Annotated in this window: 15 protein-coding genes; 5 read left to right on the top strand and 10 right to left on the bottom strand. The window is 60.1% G+C overall.

Annotated features, from left to right (window positions below; translation table 11 throughout):
* Positions 1-183: 183 nt before the first annotated feature.
* Positions 184-1,857, bottom strand: a complete 1,674-nt coding sequence (locus AACY02_RS22050; protein ID WP_339433768.1) for a putative bifunctional diguanylate cyclase/phosphodiesterase — start codon at positions 1,855-1,857, stop codon at positions 184-186.
* Positions 1,858-2,119: 262 nt separating this feature from the next.
* Here AACY02_RS22050 and rep point away from each other — a divergent pair, with 262 nt between their 5' ends.
* Both rep and AACY02_RS22060 read left to right on the top strand, forming a co-directional pair.
* Positions 2,120-4,129 carry a DNA helicase Rep gene (gene rep, locus AACY02_RS22055; RefSeq protein ID WP_339433769.1) on the top strand — a complete coding sequence of 670 codons (2,010 nt, stop codon included), beginning with the start codon at positions 2,120-2,122 and terminating at the stop codon, positions 4,127-4,129.
* A gap of 59 nt (positions 4,130-4,188) precedes the next feature.
* Entirely contained in the window at positions 4,189-4,761 is a 573-nt protein-coding gene (locus AACY02_RS22060) for a xanthine phosphoribosyltransferase (protein ID WP_003229440.1), read from the top strand.
* A gap of 125 nt (positions 4,762-4,886) precedes the next feature.
* Here AACY02_RS22060 and AACY02_RS22065 read toward each other — a convergent pair whose 3' ends face one another.
* From AACY02_RS22065 to dadA, 6 genes are all read right to left on the bottom strand, one after another.
* The gene (locus tag AACY02_RS22065; protein ID WP_339433770.1) at positions 4,887-6,809 is read right to left on the bottom strand and encodes an acetyl-CoA hydrolase/transferase C-terminal domain-containing protein; all 1,923 of its coding nucleotides are present in this window, start codon (positions 6,807-6,809) and stop codon (positions 4,887-4,889) included.
* Positions 6,810-6,944: 135 nt separating this feature from the next.
* Positions 6,945-7,361: a c-type cytochrome gene (locus AACY02_RS22070; RefSeq protein WP_221730929.1), complete on the bottom strand. Its 417-nt coding sequence runs from the start codon at positions 7,359-7,361 to the stop codon at positions 6,945-6,947.
* Between the two features lie 182 nt (positions 7,362-7,543).
* The gene (locus AACY02_RS22075) at positions 7,544-8,092 is read right to left on the bottom strand and encodes a cupin domain-containing protein (RefSeq protein WP_221730870.1); all 549 of its coding nucleotides are present in this window, start codon (positions 8,090-8,092) and stop codon (positions 7,544-7,546) included.
* An 88-nt stretch (positions 8,093-8,180) separates the two neighbouring features.
* Positions 8,181-9,254, bottom strand: a complete 1,074-nt coding sequence (alr, locus tag AACY02_RS22080) for an alanine racemase (RefSeq protein ID WP_339433771.1) — start codon at positions 9,252-9,254, stop codon at positions 8,181-8,183.
* A gap of 94 nt (positions 9,255-9,348) precedes the next feature.
* A complete protein-coding gene (locus tag AACY02_RS22085) occupies positions 9,349-9,702 on the bottom strand; it encodes a RidA family protein (protein WP_339433772.1) in 354 nt (117 codons plus the stop codon).
* Positions 9,674-10,978 carry a D-amino acid dehydrogenase gene (gene dadA / locus AACY02_RS22090; RefSeq protein ID WP_339433773.1) on the bottom strand — a complete coding sequence of 435 codons (1,305 nt, stop codon included), beginning with the start codon at positions 10,976-10,978 and terminating at the stop codon, positions 9,674-9,676. The genes AACY02_RS22085 and dadA overlap by 29 nt, the downstream gene beginning before the upstream one ends.
* A gap of 153 nt (positions 10,979-11,131) precedes the next feature.
* On the opposite strand from dadA, the gene AACY02_RS22095 reads away from it, so the two are divergent.
* Complete coding sequence (locus tag AACY02_RS22095; RefSeq protein ID WP_221730874.1) at positions 11,132-11,620, top strand: Lrp/AsnC ligand binding domain-containing protein; 489 nt, start codon at positions 11,132-11,134, stop codon at positions 11,618-11,620.
* Positions 11,621-11,721: 101 nt separating this feature from the next.
* Here the strand turns inward: AACY02_RS22095 and AACY02_RS22100 are convergent, their stop codons facing one another.
* A complete protein-coding gene (locus tag AACY02_RS22100) occupies positions 11,722-12,075 on the bottom strand; it encodes a YkgJ family cysteine cluster protein (RefSeq protein ID WP_221730875.1) in 354 nt (117 codons plus the stop codon).
* A gap of 147 nt (positions 12,076-12,222) precedes the next feature.
* On the opposite strand from AACY02_RS22100, the gene AACY02_RS22105 reads away from it, so the two are divergent.
* Entirely contained in the window at positions 12,223-13,533 is a 1,311-nt protein-coding gene (locus tag AACY02_RS22105; protein ID WP_339433774.1) for an NAD(P)/FAD-dependent oxidoreductase, read from the top strand.
* Between the two features lie 104 nt (positions 13,534-13,637).
* Here AACY02_RS22105 and AACY02_RS22110 read toward each other — a convergent pair whose 3' ends face one another.
* Complete coding sequence (locus tag AACY02_RS22110; protein ID WP_339433775.1) at positions 13,638-13,883, bottom strand: DUF1127 domain-containing protein; 246 nt, start codon at positions 13,881-13,883, stop codon at positions 13,638-13,640.
* A 179-nt stretch (positions 13,884-14,062) separates the two neighbouring features.
* On the opposite strand from AACY02_RS22110, the gene AACY02_RS22115 reads away from it, so the two are divergent.
* Positions 14,063-15,487, top strand: coding sequence for an aminotransferase-like domain-containing protein (locus AACY02_RS22115; protein WP_339433776.1), 1,425 nt, complete (start codon positions 14,063-14,065; stop codon positions 15,485-15,487).
* Positions 15,488-15,613: 126 nt separating this feature from the next.
* Here AACY02_RS22115 and AACY02_RS22120 read toward each other — a convergent pair whose 3' ends face one another.
* Positions 15,614-16,153 carry a hypothetical protein gene (locus tag AACY02_RS22120; RefSeq protein ID WP_339433777.1) on the bottom strand — a complete coding sequence of 180 codons (540 nt, stop codon included), beginning with the start codon at positions 16,151-16,153 and terminating at the stop codon, positions 15,614-15,616.

Consider the following 16,153-nt stretch of genomic DNA (forward strand, 5'->3'; position numbering starts at 1 on the left):
CGGGAAGCGGTCTTGATCTACAACCAAGAGCGCCCGCACCTGTCCTTAAAATACAAAACGCCCGATGCAGTGCATCGGGCGTTAGGGTGAGATAGGTGTAAACCTATTTCAGGACTAGACATCAGGCTGAATAAAATTCCCCTGTGGGAGCGGGCTTGCTCGCTCCCACATTGGGTTTTGTGTTCAGCTCACGATTTCCATTACTGGCTGTTGGCTGGAACCGAACGTCAGGTACTCAACCAACTCCGCCAACGGCAGCGGCCGGCTGATCAGATAACCCTGCACCTGATCGCAAGCAAAGCCGCGCAGCAACTCCAGCTGTTCCGGAGTTTCCACCCCTTCGGCCACCACTTCCAGATGCAGGTTGTGCGCGAGGTTGATCATTGCGTGCACCAGTTTGCGGTTCTCTTCGCGCTGCTCCATGCCGCCGACAAAACTTTTATCGATCTTCAGCAAGGTGATCGGCAGGCTGTTGAGGTGCACAAACGACGAAAAACCGGTGCCGAAATCATCCAGCGAGAAGCGCACGCCGAGGCGACCGAGGGCGTCCATGGTCTGTTTGACCAGATCGCTGCGGCGCATGACGGCCGTTTCGGTGAGTTCGAATTCCAGCCACTGCGCCTCGACACCACGTTCGGCGATCAAACGGCTGAGGGTCGGCAGCAACTGACTGTCCTGAAACTGCCGGAACGACAGATTGATCGCCATGTGCAGCGCTGGCAGTCCGCGCTCGCGCAGCGCCTGCATGTCCCGCAGCGCCCGGGAAATCACCCAGTAACCGAGCGGCACGATCAGACCGCTCTGCTCAGCCAGCGGCACGAATTCGCTGGGCGGCAACAGACCACGCTCGCCATGACGCCAGCGCACCAGAGCTTCGAGGCCGACGATCTGCCCGTCTGCAAGATTCAAACGTGGCTGGTAATGCAGCTCCAGTTCATCGCGGCGCAAAGCCCGGCGCAACTCGCTTTCCAGGTCAGCCATGCTTCGCGCGTTGCGGTTGATGCGCTCGTTGAAGATATGAAAGGTGCAGCCCTGGGTACTCTTGGCTTGCTGCATGGCGATGTGCGCGTGCCACATCAGCGGATCGGCGCCGCCCTGGGCGCGGGCATGTGCAATACCAAGGCTGGAGCCGATCAGCAGGCTTTCGCCATCGACCCAATACGGTTCGGCCAAGGCTTCGGTGATCCGTTCGGCCATCCACTCGGCGCGTTGCGGGGCCCGGCGGGTGTCGATCAATAAGGCAAATTCGTCGCTGCCCAACCGCGCCAACTGATCGCCGGCCTCCAGCTGATTCTTCAGCCGCGACACCACTTGCAGGATCAAGCGGTCGCCGGCCTGATGGCCGAGGGCGTCGTTGGCGTGGCGGAAGTTGTCGAGATCGAGATGCCCGAGCGCCAGACCACGGCCGTCGTTTTCCGCGAGGCGCGCCGCGAGCAAGGTCTGAAAACCCTGACGATTGGCGATACCGGTCAGCGGATCCTGTTCGGCGAGGCGTTGCAGGGTGTTTTCCAGCAGGCCGCGTTCGCGCACATGGCGCAGGCAACGACGCAGCATGCCGGCGTCAAGGGCATCGAACACCAGCCAGTCGCTGACGCCAACGGGCGCGGTGGCTGGCTCTTGGTCCAGCAACAATACCGTCGGCAGGCAGCAACGACCGGGGAGCGGTTGCAACGCGGGAACGGTCAACAGCACCGCGTGGCGGTTGTCTTCGAACAAACGGCGGACCGACTCCCAGCTCGGCGCGCTGATCAGCACCGCCGCGCTCCCCATCGGAGCCAGACACTCACGCAATAACGCTGTCCACGCTGGCTCTTCGGCCAGTAGCAGCAAACGCAAGGGTTCGACAGGCGTAGACAAGCTAGCTCCCTAGACTCTGCAATGATGTGGGCGGGGCATTATGCCGTTGCGCCGTTCAATGACCAAATGACAACGGTTATCAGAACGTTATTTTTTGTCACGAATGAGAACATTAGCCGCAAAATCTCCGCGCATCCTGCGTGAAAGTAACAAAACCGGCAAATTCGAATCGCGTGGTGCGTCACAAGTCGGACAGAGCAGCACAAATCGCTGAGCCTGTTAAAATGCCGGCCCATTTCGTCAACGACTCCCGAATTTTCGTATGTCCCGACTCAATCCCCGGCAGCAAGAAGCCGTGAACTACGTCGGCGGCCCTCTATTGGTGCTCGCCGGTGCTGGCTCCGGCAAGACCAGCGTGATCACGCGCAAAATTGCGCACCTGATCCAGAACTGCGGCATCCGCGCCCAGTACATCGTCGCCATGACCTTTACCAACAAGGCCGCGCGCGAGATGAAGGAACGGGTCGGCACCCTGCTGCGTGCCGGTGAAGGTCGCGGCCTGACGGTCTGCACCTTCCACAACCTGGGCCTGAATATCATCCGCAAGGAACATGCGCGGCTGGGCTACAAACCCGGTTTCTCGATTTTCGACGAGACCGACGTCAAAGCCCTGATGACCGACATCATGCAGAAGGAATACGCAGGCGACGACGGCGTCGACGAGATCAAGAACATGATCGGCGCCTGGAAAAACGACCTGATCCTGCCGCCCCAGGCGCTGGAGAACGCACGTAATCCCAAGGAGCAGACCGCCGCCATCGTCTACACCCACTATCAGCGCACGCTCAAGGCGTTCAACGCGGTGGACTTCGACGACCTGATTCTGCTGCCGGTGAAGCTCTTCGAAGAGCACGCCGACATTCTCGAAAAGTGGCAGAACAAGGTGCGTTACCTGCTGGTCGACGAATACCAGGACACCAACGCCAGCCAGTACCTGCTGGTGAAAATGCTCATCGGCAAGCGTAACCAGTTCACCGTGGTGGGCGACGACGACCAGTCGATCTACGCCTGGCGCGGTGCGCGCCCGGAAAACCTGATGCTGCTCAAGGACGACTATCCGTCCCTGAAAGTGGTGATGCTGGAGCAGAACTACCGCTCCACCAGCCGCATTCTGCGTTGCGCCAACGTGCTGATCTCGAACAACCCGCACGAATTCGAAAAACAACTGTGGAGTGAGATGGGCCACGGCGACGAGATCCGCGTAATCCGCTGCCGCAACGAGGACGCCGAGGCCGAGCGCGTGGCCATGGAAATCCTCAGCCTGCACTTGCGCACCGACCGGCCCTACAGCGATTTCGCGATCCTCTATCGCGGTAACTATCAGGCCAAACTGATCGAACTGAAGTTGCAGCACCATCAGGTGCCTTACCGCTTGAGCGGCGGCAACAGCTTCTTCGGCCGCCAGGAAGTGAAAGACCTGATGGCCTACTTCCGGCTGATCGTGAACCCGGATGACGACAACGCCTTCCTGAGGGTGATCAACGTGCCGCGCCGCGAAATCGGCTCGACCACCCTGGAAAAACTCGGCAACTACGCCACCGAACGCAAGATCTCGATGTACGCGGCCACCGACGAAATCGGTCTGGGCGAACATCTCGACAGCCGCTTCACCGATCGCCTGTCGCGTTTCAAGCGTTTCATGGACAAGGTGCGCGAGCAGTGCGCCGGCGAAGACCCGATCTCAGCCCTGCGCAGCATGGTCATGGACATCGACTACGAGAACTGGCTGCGCACCAACAGCTCCAGCGACAAGGCGGCCGACTACCGGATGGGCAACGTCTGGTTCCTGATCGAGGCGTTGAAAAACACCCTCGAGAAGGACGAAGAAGGCGAAATGACCGTCGAGGACGCCATCGGCAAACTGGTCCTGCGCGACATGCTCGAACGTCAGCAGGAAGAGGAGGATGGCGCCGAAGGCGTGCAGATGATGACGCTGCATGCGTCCAAGGGTCTGGAATTCCCTTACGTGTTCATCATGGGCATGGAAGAGGAAATCCTCCCGCACCGCTCCAGCATCGAAGCCGACACCATCGAAGAAGAACGCCGTCTGGCCTACGTGGGTATCACTCGTGCTCGTCAGACCCTGGCCTTCACCTTCGCCGCCAAGCGCAAGCAGTACGGCGAAATCATCGATTGTGCGCCCAGCCGCTTCCTCGATGAGCTGCCACCGGACGATCTGGCGTGGGAAGGCAACGACGACACACCGACCGAAGTCAAAGCCGTGCGGGGCAACAACGCATTGGCCGATATACGCGCGATGCTAAAGCGCTAGAATTGACCACTTTTTTTACTAGACCTTCGGCGCACAAAACGCCAAATGAGGACAGCTTCATGGAAGCATTGCACCAGAAAATCCGCGAACAAGGCATCGTGCTTTCCGACCAGGTCCTGAAGGTCGACGCCTTCCTGAACCACCAGATCGACCCGGCCCTGATGAAGCTGATTGGCGACGAGTTCGCCACGCTGTTCAAGGATTCGGGCATCACCAAAATCGTCACCATCGAAGCCTCGGGCATTGCCCCGGCGATCATGACCGGTCTGAACCTCGGCGTGCCGGTGATCTTCGCCCGCAAGCAACAGTCCCTGACCCTGACCGAAAACCTGCTGTCGGCGACCGTTTACTCGTTCACCAAAAAGACCGAAAGCACCGTGGCCATCTCCCCGCGTCACCTGACCAGCAGCGACCGCGTGCTGATCATCGACGACTTTTTGGCCAACGGTAAGGCGTCGCAAGCGCTGATCTCGATCATCAAGCAGGCAGGCGCCACCGTCGCCGGCCTGGGCATCGTCATCGAGAAGTCGTTCCAGGGCGGCCGTGCCGAGCTGGATTCGCAGGGCTATCGCGTTGAGTCGCTGGCTCGCGTTAAATCGCTGAAGGACGGCGTTGTAACCTTCATCGAATAAAGCCACACCGCCCCCTGTGGGAGCGGGCTTGCTCGCGAATGAGTAGTGTCAGTCGAGATCCTGGTTGACTGATTTACCGCTTTCGCGAGCAAGCCCGCTCCCACAGTTGGTTTTGCAGCAGGCCGTTAGTTCGCAGTGGCTTTGAGGCCCGTGAGCAGCAGGCGCTGGAACAGGTCATCCTTTAACCCTTCCGGATTCTTGAGCTGCATCCGCTCCAGGTGTTCAGGGAATGTTGAAGCGTCTGGCGCATCCAGCGCGGCCTTGCCCAGTTCCAGAATCTCAGTCAGCTTGAACTTGCTCTTCAACCAGTTCAGCGCCCGCAACAGATCCCGCTCGATCATCGTGAAATCACAGCCCAACGGATACTCCGGAAACAGGTTCGGGTGTCGCGCGGCAATCGCCTGCAAGCGTTGCGGCGTGTTATCGGCAAATCGTGGATCAATGCGGAAATCCTTCGGCAGTTTGCCGACTGTCTGCGCCTGTTCGATCAGCCCCGCCTGGAAGCGCGAATCGCTGATATTGAGCAACGCCTCGATCACCGCTGCGTCGGTCTTGCCGCGCAGATCGGCAATGCCGTACTCGGTGACGACGATATCGCGCAGATGCCGTGGAATCGTGCAGTGGCCGTATTCCCAGACGATGTTGGAGCTGACGTCGCCCCCGGATTCGCGCCAACTGCGCAGGATCAGAATCGAGCGTGCATCGTGCAACGCGTGGGCCTGGGCGACAAAATTGTATTGCCCGCCGACCCCGCTGAGCACCCGTCCGTCTTCGAGCTGATCCGACACGCCGGCGCCAAGCAGGGTCATGGTGAAGACGGTGTTGATAAACCGTGCATCAAGACGCTGCAAACGCTTGAGTTCTTCCTGCCCATACAACTCGTTGATGTAGCTGATGCGGGTCATGTTGAATTCGAGGCGCTTGCTCTGCGGCAACTCGCGCAGACGCTGGTAAAAACTGCGCGGGCCAAGGAAGAAGCCGCCGTGCACCGAGATGCCGTCAGGCTGCGCGGCCTCATCGAGGGTGCCGGCGTTGGCCTGCTCTTGCGTGTGGACATCGGGGTAGACCTTGCGCCGGATAATCCCCGCATCCGCTAGCACCAGCAAGCCGTTGACGAACATTTCGCTGCAACCGTAAAGGCCTTTGGCGAACGGTGCGGTGCCGCCCTCACGTTCGATCAATTGCGCCCACTGGCTGACATTCACGTCTGCCAGCAATGCCCGATATCCGGCGTTATCCGCCTGGCGTGCCAGCAACGCAGCCGTCAGTGCATCGCCCATAGAACCAATGCCTACCTGCAACGTACCGCCGTCACGCACCAGCGTACTGGCATGCAGGCCGATGAAATGATCCTGAAAGCCAACCGGCATGTTCGGCGTGGAAAACAACGTGGTGCTGTCCTTCTCGTCAATCAAAAAGTCGAAGGTATCGATATCAACCTCGGCATCGCCGGGCATGTACGGCAAATCGGTATGCACTTGGCCGACCAGCAAAATCGTCTCCCCCGCCGCGCGACGCTTGGCGATCATCGGCAACAGGTCGAGGGTGATGTCCGGGTTGCAACTCAGGCTCAAGCGGTCGGGATGCTCACTGCTGCTGGCGAGCAACTGCGCGACCAGGTTCAGGCCGGCGGCGTTGATGTCGCGGGCGGCGTGGCTGTAATTACTGCTGACGTAGTCCTGCTGGGCCGGGGGACTATTGAGCAGGCTGCCGGGCTGCATGAAAAACTGTTCGATGCGGATGTTGGCGGGCAGGCTGTCGCGGTGCAGGTCAGCGAGGAAATCGAATTCCGGGTAATCGCCGAAGACGCGGTCTACGAAGGGCTCGATGAAGCGTTTCTGCAAGCCATCGCCAAGGCTCGGCCGCCCCAGGCACAGGGCGGTGTAGATCGTCAGTTGCCGCTCGGGCAGCCCTTTGATTCGCCGGTATAGCGCGTTGACGAAATGATTGGGTTTGCCCAGCCCCAGCGGCAAACCCATTTGAATATGCGCCGGCAACCGCGTGAGCACGTCGTCCACTGCCTGTTCGATTGAACACAACTGCACCATCTGAAGCCTCCCGCCCTTTGCGTGAATAGAGGTAGACCGAGCTTGCCGCTACTTTGCTGCAATGAACAGCCCAGGGTCAGAATCGCGGGCACAAAAAAACCGTCCGAAGACGGTTTTTTTCATCAAAAGAGCGCCTTACTTCAGGCCGGACATCTTCTGGATAGCGCCCTTGAGCTCGTCATCCGTGCAGTCGGCGCAGGTGCCTTTCGGCGGCATCGAGTTAATGCCCGTGATGGCTTTGGCCAGGATGCCGTCGAGGCCGCCCTGGTGATCGGCGCGTTCTTTCCAGGCGGCGGTGTCACCGATTTTCGGTGCGCCCAGCAGACCTGTGCCATGGCAAGCGTTGCAATGTTTGGCAATCACTTCGTCCGGGGTTTTCGCCCCGCCGCCACCGCCGGCGGTCGCTGCCACTTCCATCCCTTTGCATTCCTGACCTTGTACACACACCTGGCCTACGGGCTCCAGGCGCTTGGCAATGTCGTCATTCGTCGCAGCTTGAGCGCTGACAGCCCAGAGGGCCAGTACGGTTGCTGGTGCAGCCAGCATTTTCATAATTAGGTTCACGCGTTCACCCTCAATGGTGGCTATTCACGCCTGCGGCCACGGTTCGCAGGCGGGCGCAAGTATAGCGGGTAGCCCGCCACACTGAAACAACCCCAAAGTTAAAGGGGTCTTGTTGCACATCGCTAAAACGGTTCGGGTGCCTTCGCCATAGTGGCCTGGCGCCTCTTTATTTAAAAATTCGCCGGCGTGGCTGCGCTGATTAGTCGCGCGGGCAAGTCGAACGGATTGCGGAAACGATGGGGCTTGGTACTTTCAAAATAGTAGCTGTCGCCAGCTTCGAGAATAAAAGTTTCGAGGCCCACCACCAGTTCCAGACGACCTTCCACCAGAATCCCGGTTTCCTCACCCTCGTGGGTGAGCATTTCTTCGCCGGTGTCGGCGCCCGGTGGGTAGATTTCGTTGAGGAATGCGATGGCCCGGCTCGGGTGTGCACGGCCGACCAGTTTCATGGTCACGGCGCCGTCGGAAATGTCGATCAGCTCGTTGGCCTTGTAGACGATCTGAGTCGGTTGTTCCTGCAGGATTTCTTCGGAGAAGAATTCGACCATCGACATGGGAATGCCGCCCAGAACCTTCCTCAGCGAACTGATCGAAGGGCTGACGCTGTTCTTTTCGATCATCGAAATGGTGCTGTTGGTGACGCCCGCGCGCTTGGCGAGTTCACGCTGGGAAAGCCCTTTGAGCTTGCGGATCGATTGCAGTCGTTCACCGACGTCCAAGGCTGGAGCCTCCTGATGTTGTAAGAATATTGAGCGTTATCATGGCGACAGCGTTCAGTATTTACAACACTTGGGCCCCGCAGCTGCCTCAACCCTCGGAATAGAGCCTTGGCACCCGACGCAGGTTGCAGAAGATCTGGTAAGGAATGGTGTCGGCCCACTTCGCGACGTCGCTGGCGAGGATGTTTTTGCCCCACAACTCGACAGTTGAACCCAGCCCGGCTTCCGGCACATCCGTCAGGTCGATGCACAGCATGTCCATCGATACCCGACCGAGTAGGCGACTGTGTTTGCCGGCCACCAGCACAGGTGTGCCGGTCGGTGCCTGACGCGGGTAGCCATCGGCGTAACCCATGGCGACCACGCCGATGCGCATCGGTTTATCCGTGACGAATTTGGCGCCGTAGCCAATGGGTTCGCCGACCGGCAATTCGCGTACGCAGATAACTTTTGATTCGAGAGTCATCACCGGTTGCAGGCGCTCGGCCACAGCGTTGGCTTCTTCGAACGGCGTGGCGCCGTAAAGCATGATGCCCGGGCGTACCCAGTCGCTGTGGATCTGCGGCCAACCGAGTACAGCGGGCGAATTGCGCAGGCTGACTTCGGCGGCAAGGCCCTGGCGCGCGGCCTCGAAGACCGCCATCTGATCAGCACTGGTCTGCGCGTGCAGTTCATCGGCACGGGCGAAGTGGCTCATCAGCACGATCTTCGCGACTTTGCCGCTGGCCAGCAGTCGCTGGTAGGCCGCCGGGTAATCCTTGGGATGCAGACCGACACGGTGCATGCCCGAGTCGAGCTTCAGCCACACGGTGATCGGTTTGCTCAACGCGGCCTGCTCGATCGCTTCGAGCTGCCACAGCGAATGCACCACGCACCAGAAATCATGCTCAACGATCAGCGCCAGCTCATCGGCCTCGAAAATCCCTTCAAGCAACAACACCGGGGCACGAATGCCGGCGGCGCGCAGTTCCAAAGCCTCTTCGATGCACGCGACGGCAAAACCGTCAGCCTCAGCTTCCAGCGCCTGGGCGCAACGAACCGCGCCGTGGCCGTAAGCATCTGCCTTGATCACCGCGAGCGCCTTGGCGCCGGTGACTTCGCGGGCAATTCGGTAGTTGTGACGCAGGGCTTGAAGGTCGATCAGGGCACGGGCAGGACGCATGGCGGCAGACTTCTAGGCGGTCATGGGAATAAAAACCGGCGCTGGCTGACGGCGTGAACCGCCAACAACACCGGGAGAGGGATCTTTGAAACGATTACGGCAACGCAGCGACGATGGATATCTCGACCAGGATGCTCGGCTTGGCCATCTTCGCCTCGACAGTGGCACGGGCCGGGGCGGCGCCTTTGGGCAACCACTGATCCCACACGGAGTTCATTGCGGCAAAGTGTGCTTCGATGTCGTTCAGGTAGATCGTCGCCGACAGCAGATGCCGTTTGTCGGTCCCGGCCAGATCCAGCAAGCGCTCGATGTTGGCGAGGACATCGCGGGTCTGTTGTTCAATCCCGGCATCGAAATCGTCGCCGACCTGCCCGGCCAAAAACACGGTGCCGTTGTGGCTGACGATCTGACTCATGCGCTCATTGGTGAGCTGGCGATGGATTGACATGCTGGGTCGACTCCTGGGATTTGTTGCCATAACGGGAAATATCGAGGCCTTCGGCACTGATCTGCGGCTTTTTCTTCGCCATCAGGTCGGCCAACAGACGACCGGAACCGCACGCCATGGTCCAGCCGAGCGTGCCGTGACCGGTGTTGAGGAACAGGTTCTTGAACGGCGTGGCGCCCACAATCGGCGTGCCGTCCGGCGTGGTCGGACGCAGGCCGGTCCAGAAACTCGCCTCGGCCAGATTGCCGCCCTGAGGATAAAGGTCGTTGACGATCATCTCCAGGGTTTCGCGTCGACGCGGGTTCAGCGACAGGTCAAAACCGGCAATCTCGGCCATGCCGCCGACGCGGATGCGGTTGTCGAAACGGGTGATTGCGACCTTGTAGGTCTCGTCGAGAATGGTCGAGGTCGGGGCCATCGCCGGGTTGGTGATCGGCACGGTCAGCGAGTAACCCTTGAGCGGGTAAACAGGCGCCTTGATGCCCAACGGCTTGAGCAACTGCGGCGAGTAGCTGCCGAGCGCCAGAACGTAGCGGTCGGCGGTTTCCAGCTTGCCGTCGATCCACACGCCGTTGATGCGATCACCGGCGTAGTCGAGCTTCTGGATGTCTTGGCCGAAACGGAATTCAACACCCAGCTTCACAGCCATTTCGGCGAGACGGGTGGTGAACATCTGGCAGTCGCCGGTCTGGTCGTTCGGCAGGCGCAGCGCGCCGGCGAGGATGTCGGTAACGCCAGCCAGCGCTGGCTCGACCCGGGCGATGCCGGCGCGATCCAGGACTTCGAACGGCACACCGGACTCTTTCAGCACGGCGATGTCTTTGGCGGCGCCGTCGAGTTGCGCCTGGGTGCGGAACAATTGGGTGGTGCCGAGGCTTCGGCCTTCGTAAGCGATGCCGGTTTCAGCGCGTAATTCGTCGAGGCAATCGCGGCTGTACTCGGACAGACGCACCATGCGCTCTTTGTTCACCGCGTATCGGCTGGCGGTGCAGTTGCGCAGCATTTGCGCCATCCACAGGTATTGGTCGATGTCGGCGGTGGCCTTGATCGCCAGCGGTGCGTGGCGTTGCAGCAGCCATTTGATGGCCTTGAGCGGCACACCCGGCGCGGCCCACGGCGAGGCATAACCCGGCGACACCTGGCCGGCGTTGGCGAAACTGGTCTCCATGGCCGCGGCGGGCTGCCGGTCGACCACCACCACTTCAAACCCGGCACGGGCCAGATAATAAGCACTGGCGGTACCGATGACGCCGCTACCCAAGACCATGACGCGCATTTTTGTATCCCTCATCGCGGCTGACCGCCGACGTGTTGTTAGAGCAATGATGAGCGCAGTGTAAAAAATAAATGCCAGTGCTTTTCACTATATAAGCGCCTATATTTGGCGACAATTCTCGGCAAAAACCCTTTTCACGGAGGCGCATCCCCTATGCGTACCAACACTCAGACCAAACGTGAGCTGGACAAGATCGACCGCAACATCTTGCGGATCCTGCAGGCGGATGGGCGGATTTCCTTTACCGAACTCGGGGAAAAAGTCGGCCTCTCCACCACGCCGTGCACCGAACGGGTACGACGTCTGGAGCGCGAAGGGATCATCATGAGCTACAACGCCCGGCTCAATCCTCAGCACTTGAAGGGTAGTCTTTTGGTCTTCGTCGAGATCAGCCTCGACTACAAATCCGGCGATACTTTCGAAGAGTTCCGACGTGCGGTGCTGAAATTGCCCCATGTGCTGGAATGTCATTTGGTATCAGGGGATTTCGATTATCTGGTGAAAGCGCGAATTTCCGAGATGGCCTCGTATCGCAAGTTGCTCGGCGACATCCTGCTCAAGCTGCCGCATGTGCGGGAGTCGAAGAGCTATATCGTGATGGAAGAGGTGAAGGAGAGTTTGAGCCTGCCGGTTCCGGACTGAATTTGACGGTGCCTGTACCGGCCTCTTCGCGAGCAAGCCCGCGCTGGAATGCACTCCAAATGTGCGGGCGGGCTTGCTCGACCAGGTCAACAGTGAACCCGTTAAACCAGGACCTGCCGATTCGCCGCCATGTACTCGAAGATTTGCTTTTCAGCGCGCGGATGAATCAACTCGACCGGCCCCCGTCCATTCGGGCATGGCAAGGTCTTCGTCGTCCCAAACAACCGACAAATCAGCGGCCGCTCGCCATACACCGTGCAGCCATTCGGCCCCAGGTGCACACAGTTCAGTTCTTCCATCGCCGCATCCTGCTCGGCGCGGGTCTTGCGCGGCAGCCGGGCCATCTCTTCGGGTGACGTGGTCACTGGCCCGCAGCAGTCATGGCAGCCCGGCACGCACTCGAACGTGGGGATCTGCTGACGCAGGGTGCGGATTTTCTGGCTGTTGCAACTCATCGAAACAGTGACCTACGGAGAATAGGCGGCAATTGTGCCGCAAAAGCCGTGATCCAGACAGCAACGGGCGACCCGTGTTGCCCGTCTTCGGGCGGGCGGCTTATGCTCCGTCAAATTTTCTCGACACTTAGCCGTTGGATGATGCCCATGAATGCCCGCGCCCGAAACCTCGCGAGCCAACCCCACGTTGCCTCCTACTATGCCGCCAGCAGCCTGCCGCAGCCCGATCACCCAAGACTGCAAGGCGAAGTGATTGCCGACGTGTGCGTGGTGGGCGGCGGGTTTTCCGGGCTGAACACGGCGCTGGAACTGGCCGAACGCGGTCTGCGCGTGGTGTTGCTGGAGGCGCACAGGATTGGCTGGGGCGCCAGTGGTCGTAACGGCGGGCAGTTGATTCGCGGGGTCGGCCACGGTCTCGATCAATTTGCCAATGTCATCGGCGCCGACGGCGTGCGGCAGATGAAGCTCATGGGCCTGGAAGCGGTGGAAATCGTCCGCCAGCGCGTCGAGCGTTTCCAGATCCAGTGCGACCTGACCTGGGGCTACTGCGACCTCGCCAACAAACCCGCCGACCTCGAAGGCTTTGCCCAAGACGCCGAAGAACTGCGCGGTCTGGGCTATCGCTACGAAACCCGTTTGCTGCAAGCCAATGAAATGCACACCGTGGTCGGTTCCAAACGCTACGTTGGCGGGCTGATCGACATGGGTTCCGGGCATCTTCACCCATTGAATCTGGCGTTGGGTGAAGCGGCAGCGGCGCAGCAACTGGGGGTGCAACTGTTCGAGCATTCGGCGGTGACCCGCATCGACTACGGCTCTGAAGTGAAGGTGCACACAGCGCAGGGTTCGGTACGCGCGAAAACGCTGGTGCTCGGTTGCAACGCCTACCTCAACAACCTCAACCCACAACTGAGCGGCAAAGTTTTGCCCGCCGGCAGCTACATCATCGCTACCGAGCCTTTGACTGAGGAGCAGGCGCACAACTTGCTGCCGCAGAACATGGCGGTCTGTGATCAGCGGGTAGCGCTGGATTACTACCGCCTCTCGGCCGATCGCCGTCTACTGTTCGGCGGCGCCTGCCATTACTCGGGGCGCGATCCGAAGGACATCACCGCCTACATGCAGCCGAAGATGCTCGACGTCTTTCCGCAACTGGCCGGGGTGAAGATCGATTATCAGTGGGGCGGGATGATCGGCATCGGTGCCAACCGTCTGCCGCAGATTGGCCGGCTCAATGACCAGCCGAATGTGTATTACGCCCAGGCCTATTCCGGCCACGGGGTGAATGCCACGCACCTGGCGGGCAAACTGCTGGCAGAGGCGATCAGCGGGCAGCACAGCGATGGCTTCGATCTGTTTGCCAAGGTGCCGCACATCACTTTCCCGGGCGGCAAGCATCTGCGTTCGCCGCTGCTGGCGCTGGGGATGTTGTGGCATCGGCTTAAAGAGCTGGTCTGATCTTTTTATAAGCCTTCGCGAGCAAGCCCGCTCCCACACCAGGACTGCAATTCCCTGTGGGAGCGGGCTTGCTCGCGAAGAGGTCCGCAAAAACAATACAGATTTCAGATTCGCCAGAACGGCTTCAACCCTTCCTCCTGCGCCTGCTCGCGGGTCAGCCCCACATCCTTGAGTTGCTCCGGCGTCAGGCCGAGCAACACCTTGCGCGTGTGCAGACGATGCCAGAACAGACCCCAGCGACTCAGGCCTGACGGCGCGTTGCGCATGGCCGCATTCCACGTACTGTCCTCCTGCCCAGCCACCAGTTCCTGACTGTGTAACGTCAGCCGCACATCGCTCAAGCCGTTCATTTTTGTCGCTCCTGTTTACTTGGGTCGCCAGAGATTCCATGATGCGCGGGCCGGCAAAAGCATTACAGATCCAAACAACCTGCATTAAATCCATACAGATTTGCTGTTTCTGCCACTGAATTGTCGATTTACGCCGCATCTGTACTGGTTTATCGAATCATCTGCATCGAGGCAGTGTCATGACGCTATATGTGAATCTCGCCGAACTGCTCGGCACGCGCATCGAACAAGGCTTCTACCGTCCGGGTGATCGCCTGCCGTCGGTACGCGCCTTGAGCGTAGAACATGGCGTGAGTCTCAGCACGGTGCAGCAGGCTTATCGCGTGCTCGAGGACAGTGGCCTGGCCACACCAAAACCCAAGTCCGGGTATTTCGTGCCGGTCGGTCGCGAGTTGCCGGAGCTGCCCGCCGTCGGGCGTCCGGCGCAGCGCCCGGTGGAGATCTCGCAGTGGGATCAGGTGCTGGAATTGATTCGCGCGGTGCCGCGCAAGGATGTGGTGCAACTCGGACGCGGGATGCCCGACGTCACAACGCCGACCATGAAACCGCTACTGCGCGGACTGGCGCAGATCAGTCGCCGCCAGGACATGCCCGGTCTGTATTACGACAACATCCACGGCACCCTCGAACTGCGTGAACAGATCGCTCGGCTGATGCTCGACTCGGGTTGCCAGTTGAACGCCAGCGACCTCGTCATCACGACCGGTTGTCACGAAGCGCTGTCCACCAGCATCCGCGCGATCTGTGAACCCGCAGACATCGTCGCGGTGGATTCGCCGAGCTTTCACGGCGCCATGCAGACCCTCAAAGGCCTGGGCATGAAAGCCCTGGAAATCCCCACCGACCCGCTCACCGGCATCAGCCTCCAAGCCCTGGAACTGGCGCTGGAGCAATGGCCGATCAAAGCCATCCAGATCACCCCAAACTGCAACAACCCGCTGGGCTACATCATGCCGGAGTCGCGCAAACGTGCGTTGTTGACGCTGGCGCAACGCTTTGACGTGGCGATCATCGAGGACGATGTATATGGCGAACTGGCCTATACCTACCCGCGTCCGCGCACCATCAAATCCTTCGACGAAGACGGCCGCGTACTGTTGTGCAGTTCATTTTCCAAGACACTGGCACCCGGGCTGCGTATTGGCTGGGTGGCGCCCGGTCGTTATCTGGAACGGGTGCTGCACATGAAATACATCAGCACTGGCTCCACCGCGACGCAACCACAGATTGCCATTGCCGAATTTCTCAAAGCAGGCCACTTCGAACCGCATTTGCGCAGGATGCGTGCACAATACCAGCGCAGTCGCGACGTAATGATTGACTGGGTCACGCGCTACTTTCCCGCAGGTACTCGCGCCAGTCGCCCGCAAGGCAGCTTCATTCTTTGGGTCGAATTGCCGGAAGGTTTTGACACGCTGAAACTCAATCGTGCCTTGCATGATCAGAACGTGCAGATTGCGGTCGGCAGCATTTTTTCCGCCTCGGGCAAGTACCGCAATTGCCTGCGAATGAACTACGCTGCCAAACCGACACCGCAGATCGAAGAGGCGGTTCGCAAGGTCGGCGCAGCGGCCACCAGGCTGCTCGCCGAGGACGGCAACTGACACACAGGCTGTGGCGAGGGACCTTGCGCCCACTGGGCCCTTTGGTTCTCCGTAAAAGCGCGAGCACGCCCCCTCACCACACCTGACGTTTCACTTCCCCCCACTTTTCAACCTGACAGCATGGCCTTACTGACGAAAACTCAGCCGGGTTTCAAATCGGGTCAGGTCGCTGACCCGGGTGGCTGCCGAGGTGACGTGCGCTTCCAGTTCCAGTTCGACTTCCAGGCTTCTGCCTTCAATACCCATTCCCGCGACCGCCGGTATCAGGCTGGCGCCAGGTTGCAGAGTGCGCGCATCCGCCGCGGGAGCCTGCCCGTCACTGATCCAGTCGACCGCTTTACCGTCCACCCGCACGGTCAGCACCCGCACGCTGAGCGTGCCCGCACCAAAGCGGTATTGCCCGGCATAAGCCGCTGGCGCGACCAGCGTCAGGCGCAACGGGCCTGGTTGTTCGCATTGGACGTTGGCCTGAGCACGACGCAATCCGAAACTCAATGGATCACCCGGCGGTGACTGCGCCAGCAATTGCCCGCGTGTCGTGCGGCCAAAATCGACGACGGCCGGGCCCAGTCTGACGCTGCAGTCGGGCCGGGCCTGCGCCCAGCCCATGTGCGTCAACAGGCACAGCCATACAACGCCTGCCACCCGATTTTTGATGCCGTGCAT

It is taken from the genome of Pseudomonas sp. EA_65y_Pfl2_P78, assembly GCF_963970495.1.
GTDB classification, from domain to species: domain Bacteria; phylum Pseudomonadota; class Gammaproteobacteria; order Pseudomonadales; family Pseudomonadaceae; genus Aquipseudomonas; species Aquipseudomonas baetica_A.

What these genes read in the sequence shown, in the direction of transcription:
- AACY02_RS22100 (WP_221730875.1), bottom strand. Translation starts at nt 12,075, where the DNA reads ATGAGTTGCAACAGCCAGAAAATCCGCACCCTGCGTCAGCAGATCCCC.
- AACY02_RS22065 (WP_339433770.1), bottom strand. Translation starts at nt 6,809, where the DNA reads ATGGTGCAGTTGTGTTCAATCGAACAGGCAGTGGACGACGTGCTCACG.
- AACY02_RS22095 (WP_221730874.1), top strand. Translation starts at nt 11,132, where the DNA reads ATGCGTACCAACACTCAGACCAAACGTGAGCTGGACAAGATCGACCGC.
- AACY02_RS22120 (WP_339433777.1), bottom strand. Translation starts at nt 16,153, where the DNA reads ATGCACGGCATCAAAAATCGGGTGGCAGGCGTTGTATGGCTGTGCCTG.
- dadA (WP_339433773.1), bottom strand. Translation starts at nt 10,978, where the DNA reads ATGCGCGTCATGGTCTTGGGTAGCGGCGTCATCGGTACCGCCAGTGCT.
- AACY02_RS22070 (WP_221730929.1), bottom strand. Translation starts at nt 7,361, where the DNA reads ATGAAAATGCTGGCTGCACCAGCAACCGTACTGGCCCTCTGGGCTGTC.
- AACY02_RS22060 (WP_003229440.1), top strand. Translation starts at nt 4,189, where the DNA reads ATGGAAGCATTGCACCAGAAAATCCGCGAACAAGGCATCGTGCTTTCC.
- AACY02_RS22115 (WP_339433776.1), top strand. Translation starts at nt 14,063, where the DNA reads ATGACGCTATATGTGAATCTCGCCGAACTGCTCGGCACGCGCATCGAA.
- rep (WP_339433769.1), top strand. Translation starts at nt 2,120, where the DNA reads ATGTCCCGACTCAATCCCCGGCAGCAAGAAGCCGTGAACTACGTCGGC.
- AACY02_RS22105 (WP_339433774.1), top strand. Translation starts at nt 12,223, where the DNA reads ATGAATGCCCGCGCCCGAAACCTCGCGAGCCAACCCCACGTTGCCTCC.
- AACY02_RS22110 (WP_339433775.1), bottom strand. Translation starts at nt 13,883, where the DNA reads ATGAACGGCTTGAGCGATGTGCGGCTGACGTTACACAGTCAGGAACTG.
- alr (WP_339433771.1), bottom strand. Translation starts at nt 9,254, where the DNA reads ATGCGTCCTGCCCGTGCCCTGATCGACCTTCAAGCCCTGCGTCACAAC.
- AACY02_RS22085 (WP_339433772.1), bottom strand. Translation starts at nt 9,702, where the DNA reads ATGTCAATCCATCGCCAGCTCACCAATGAGCGCATGAGTCAGATCGTC.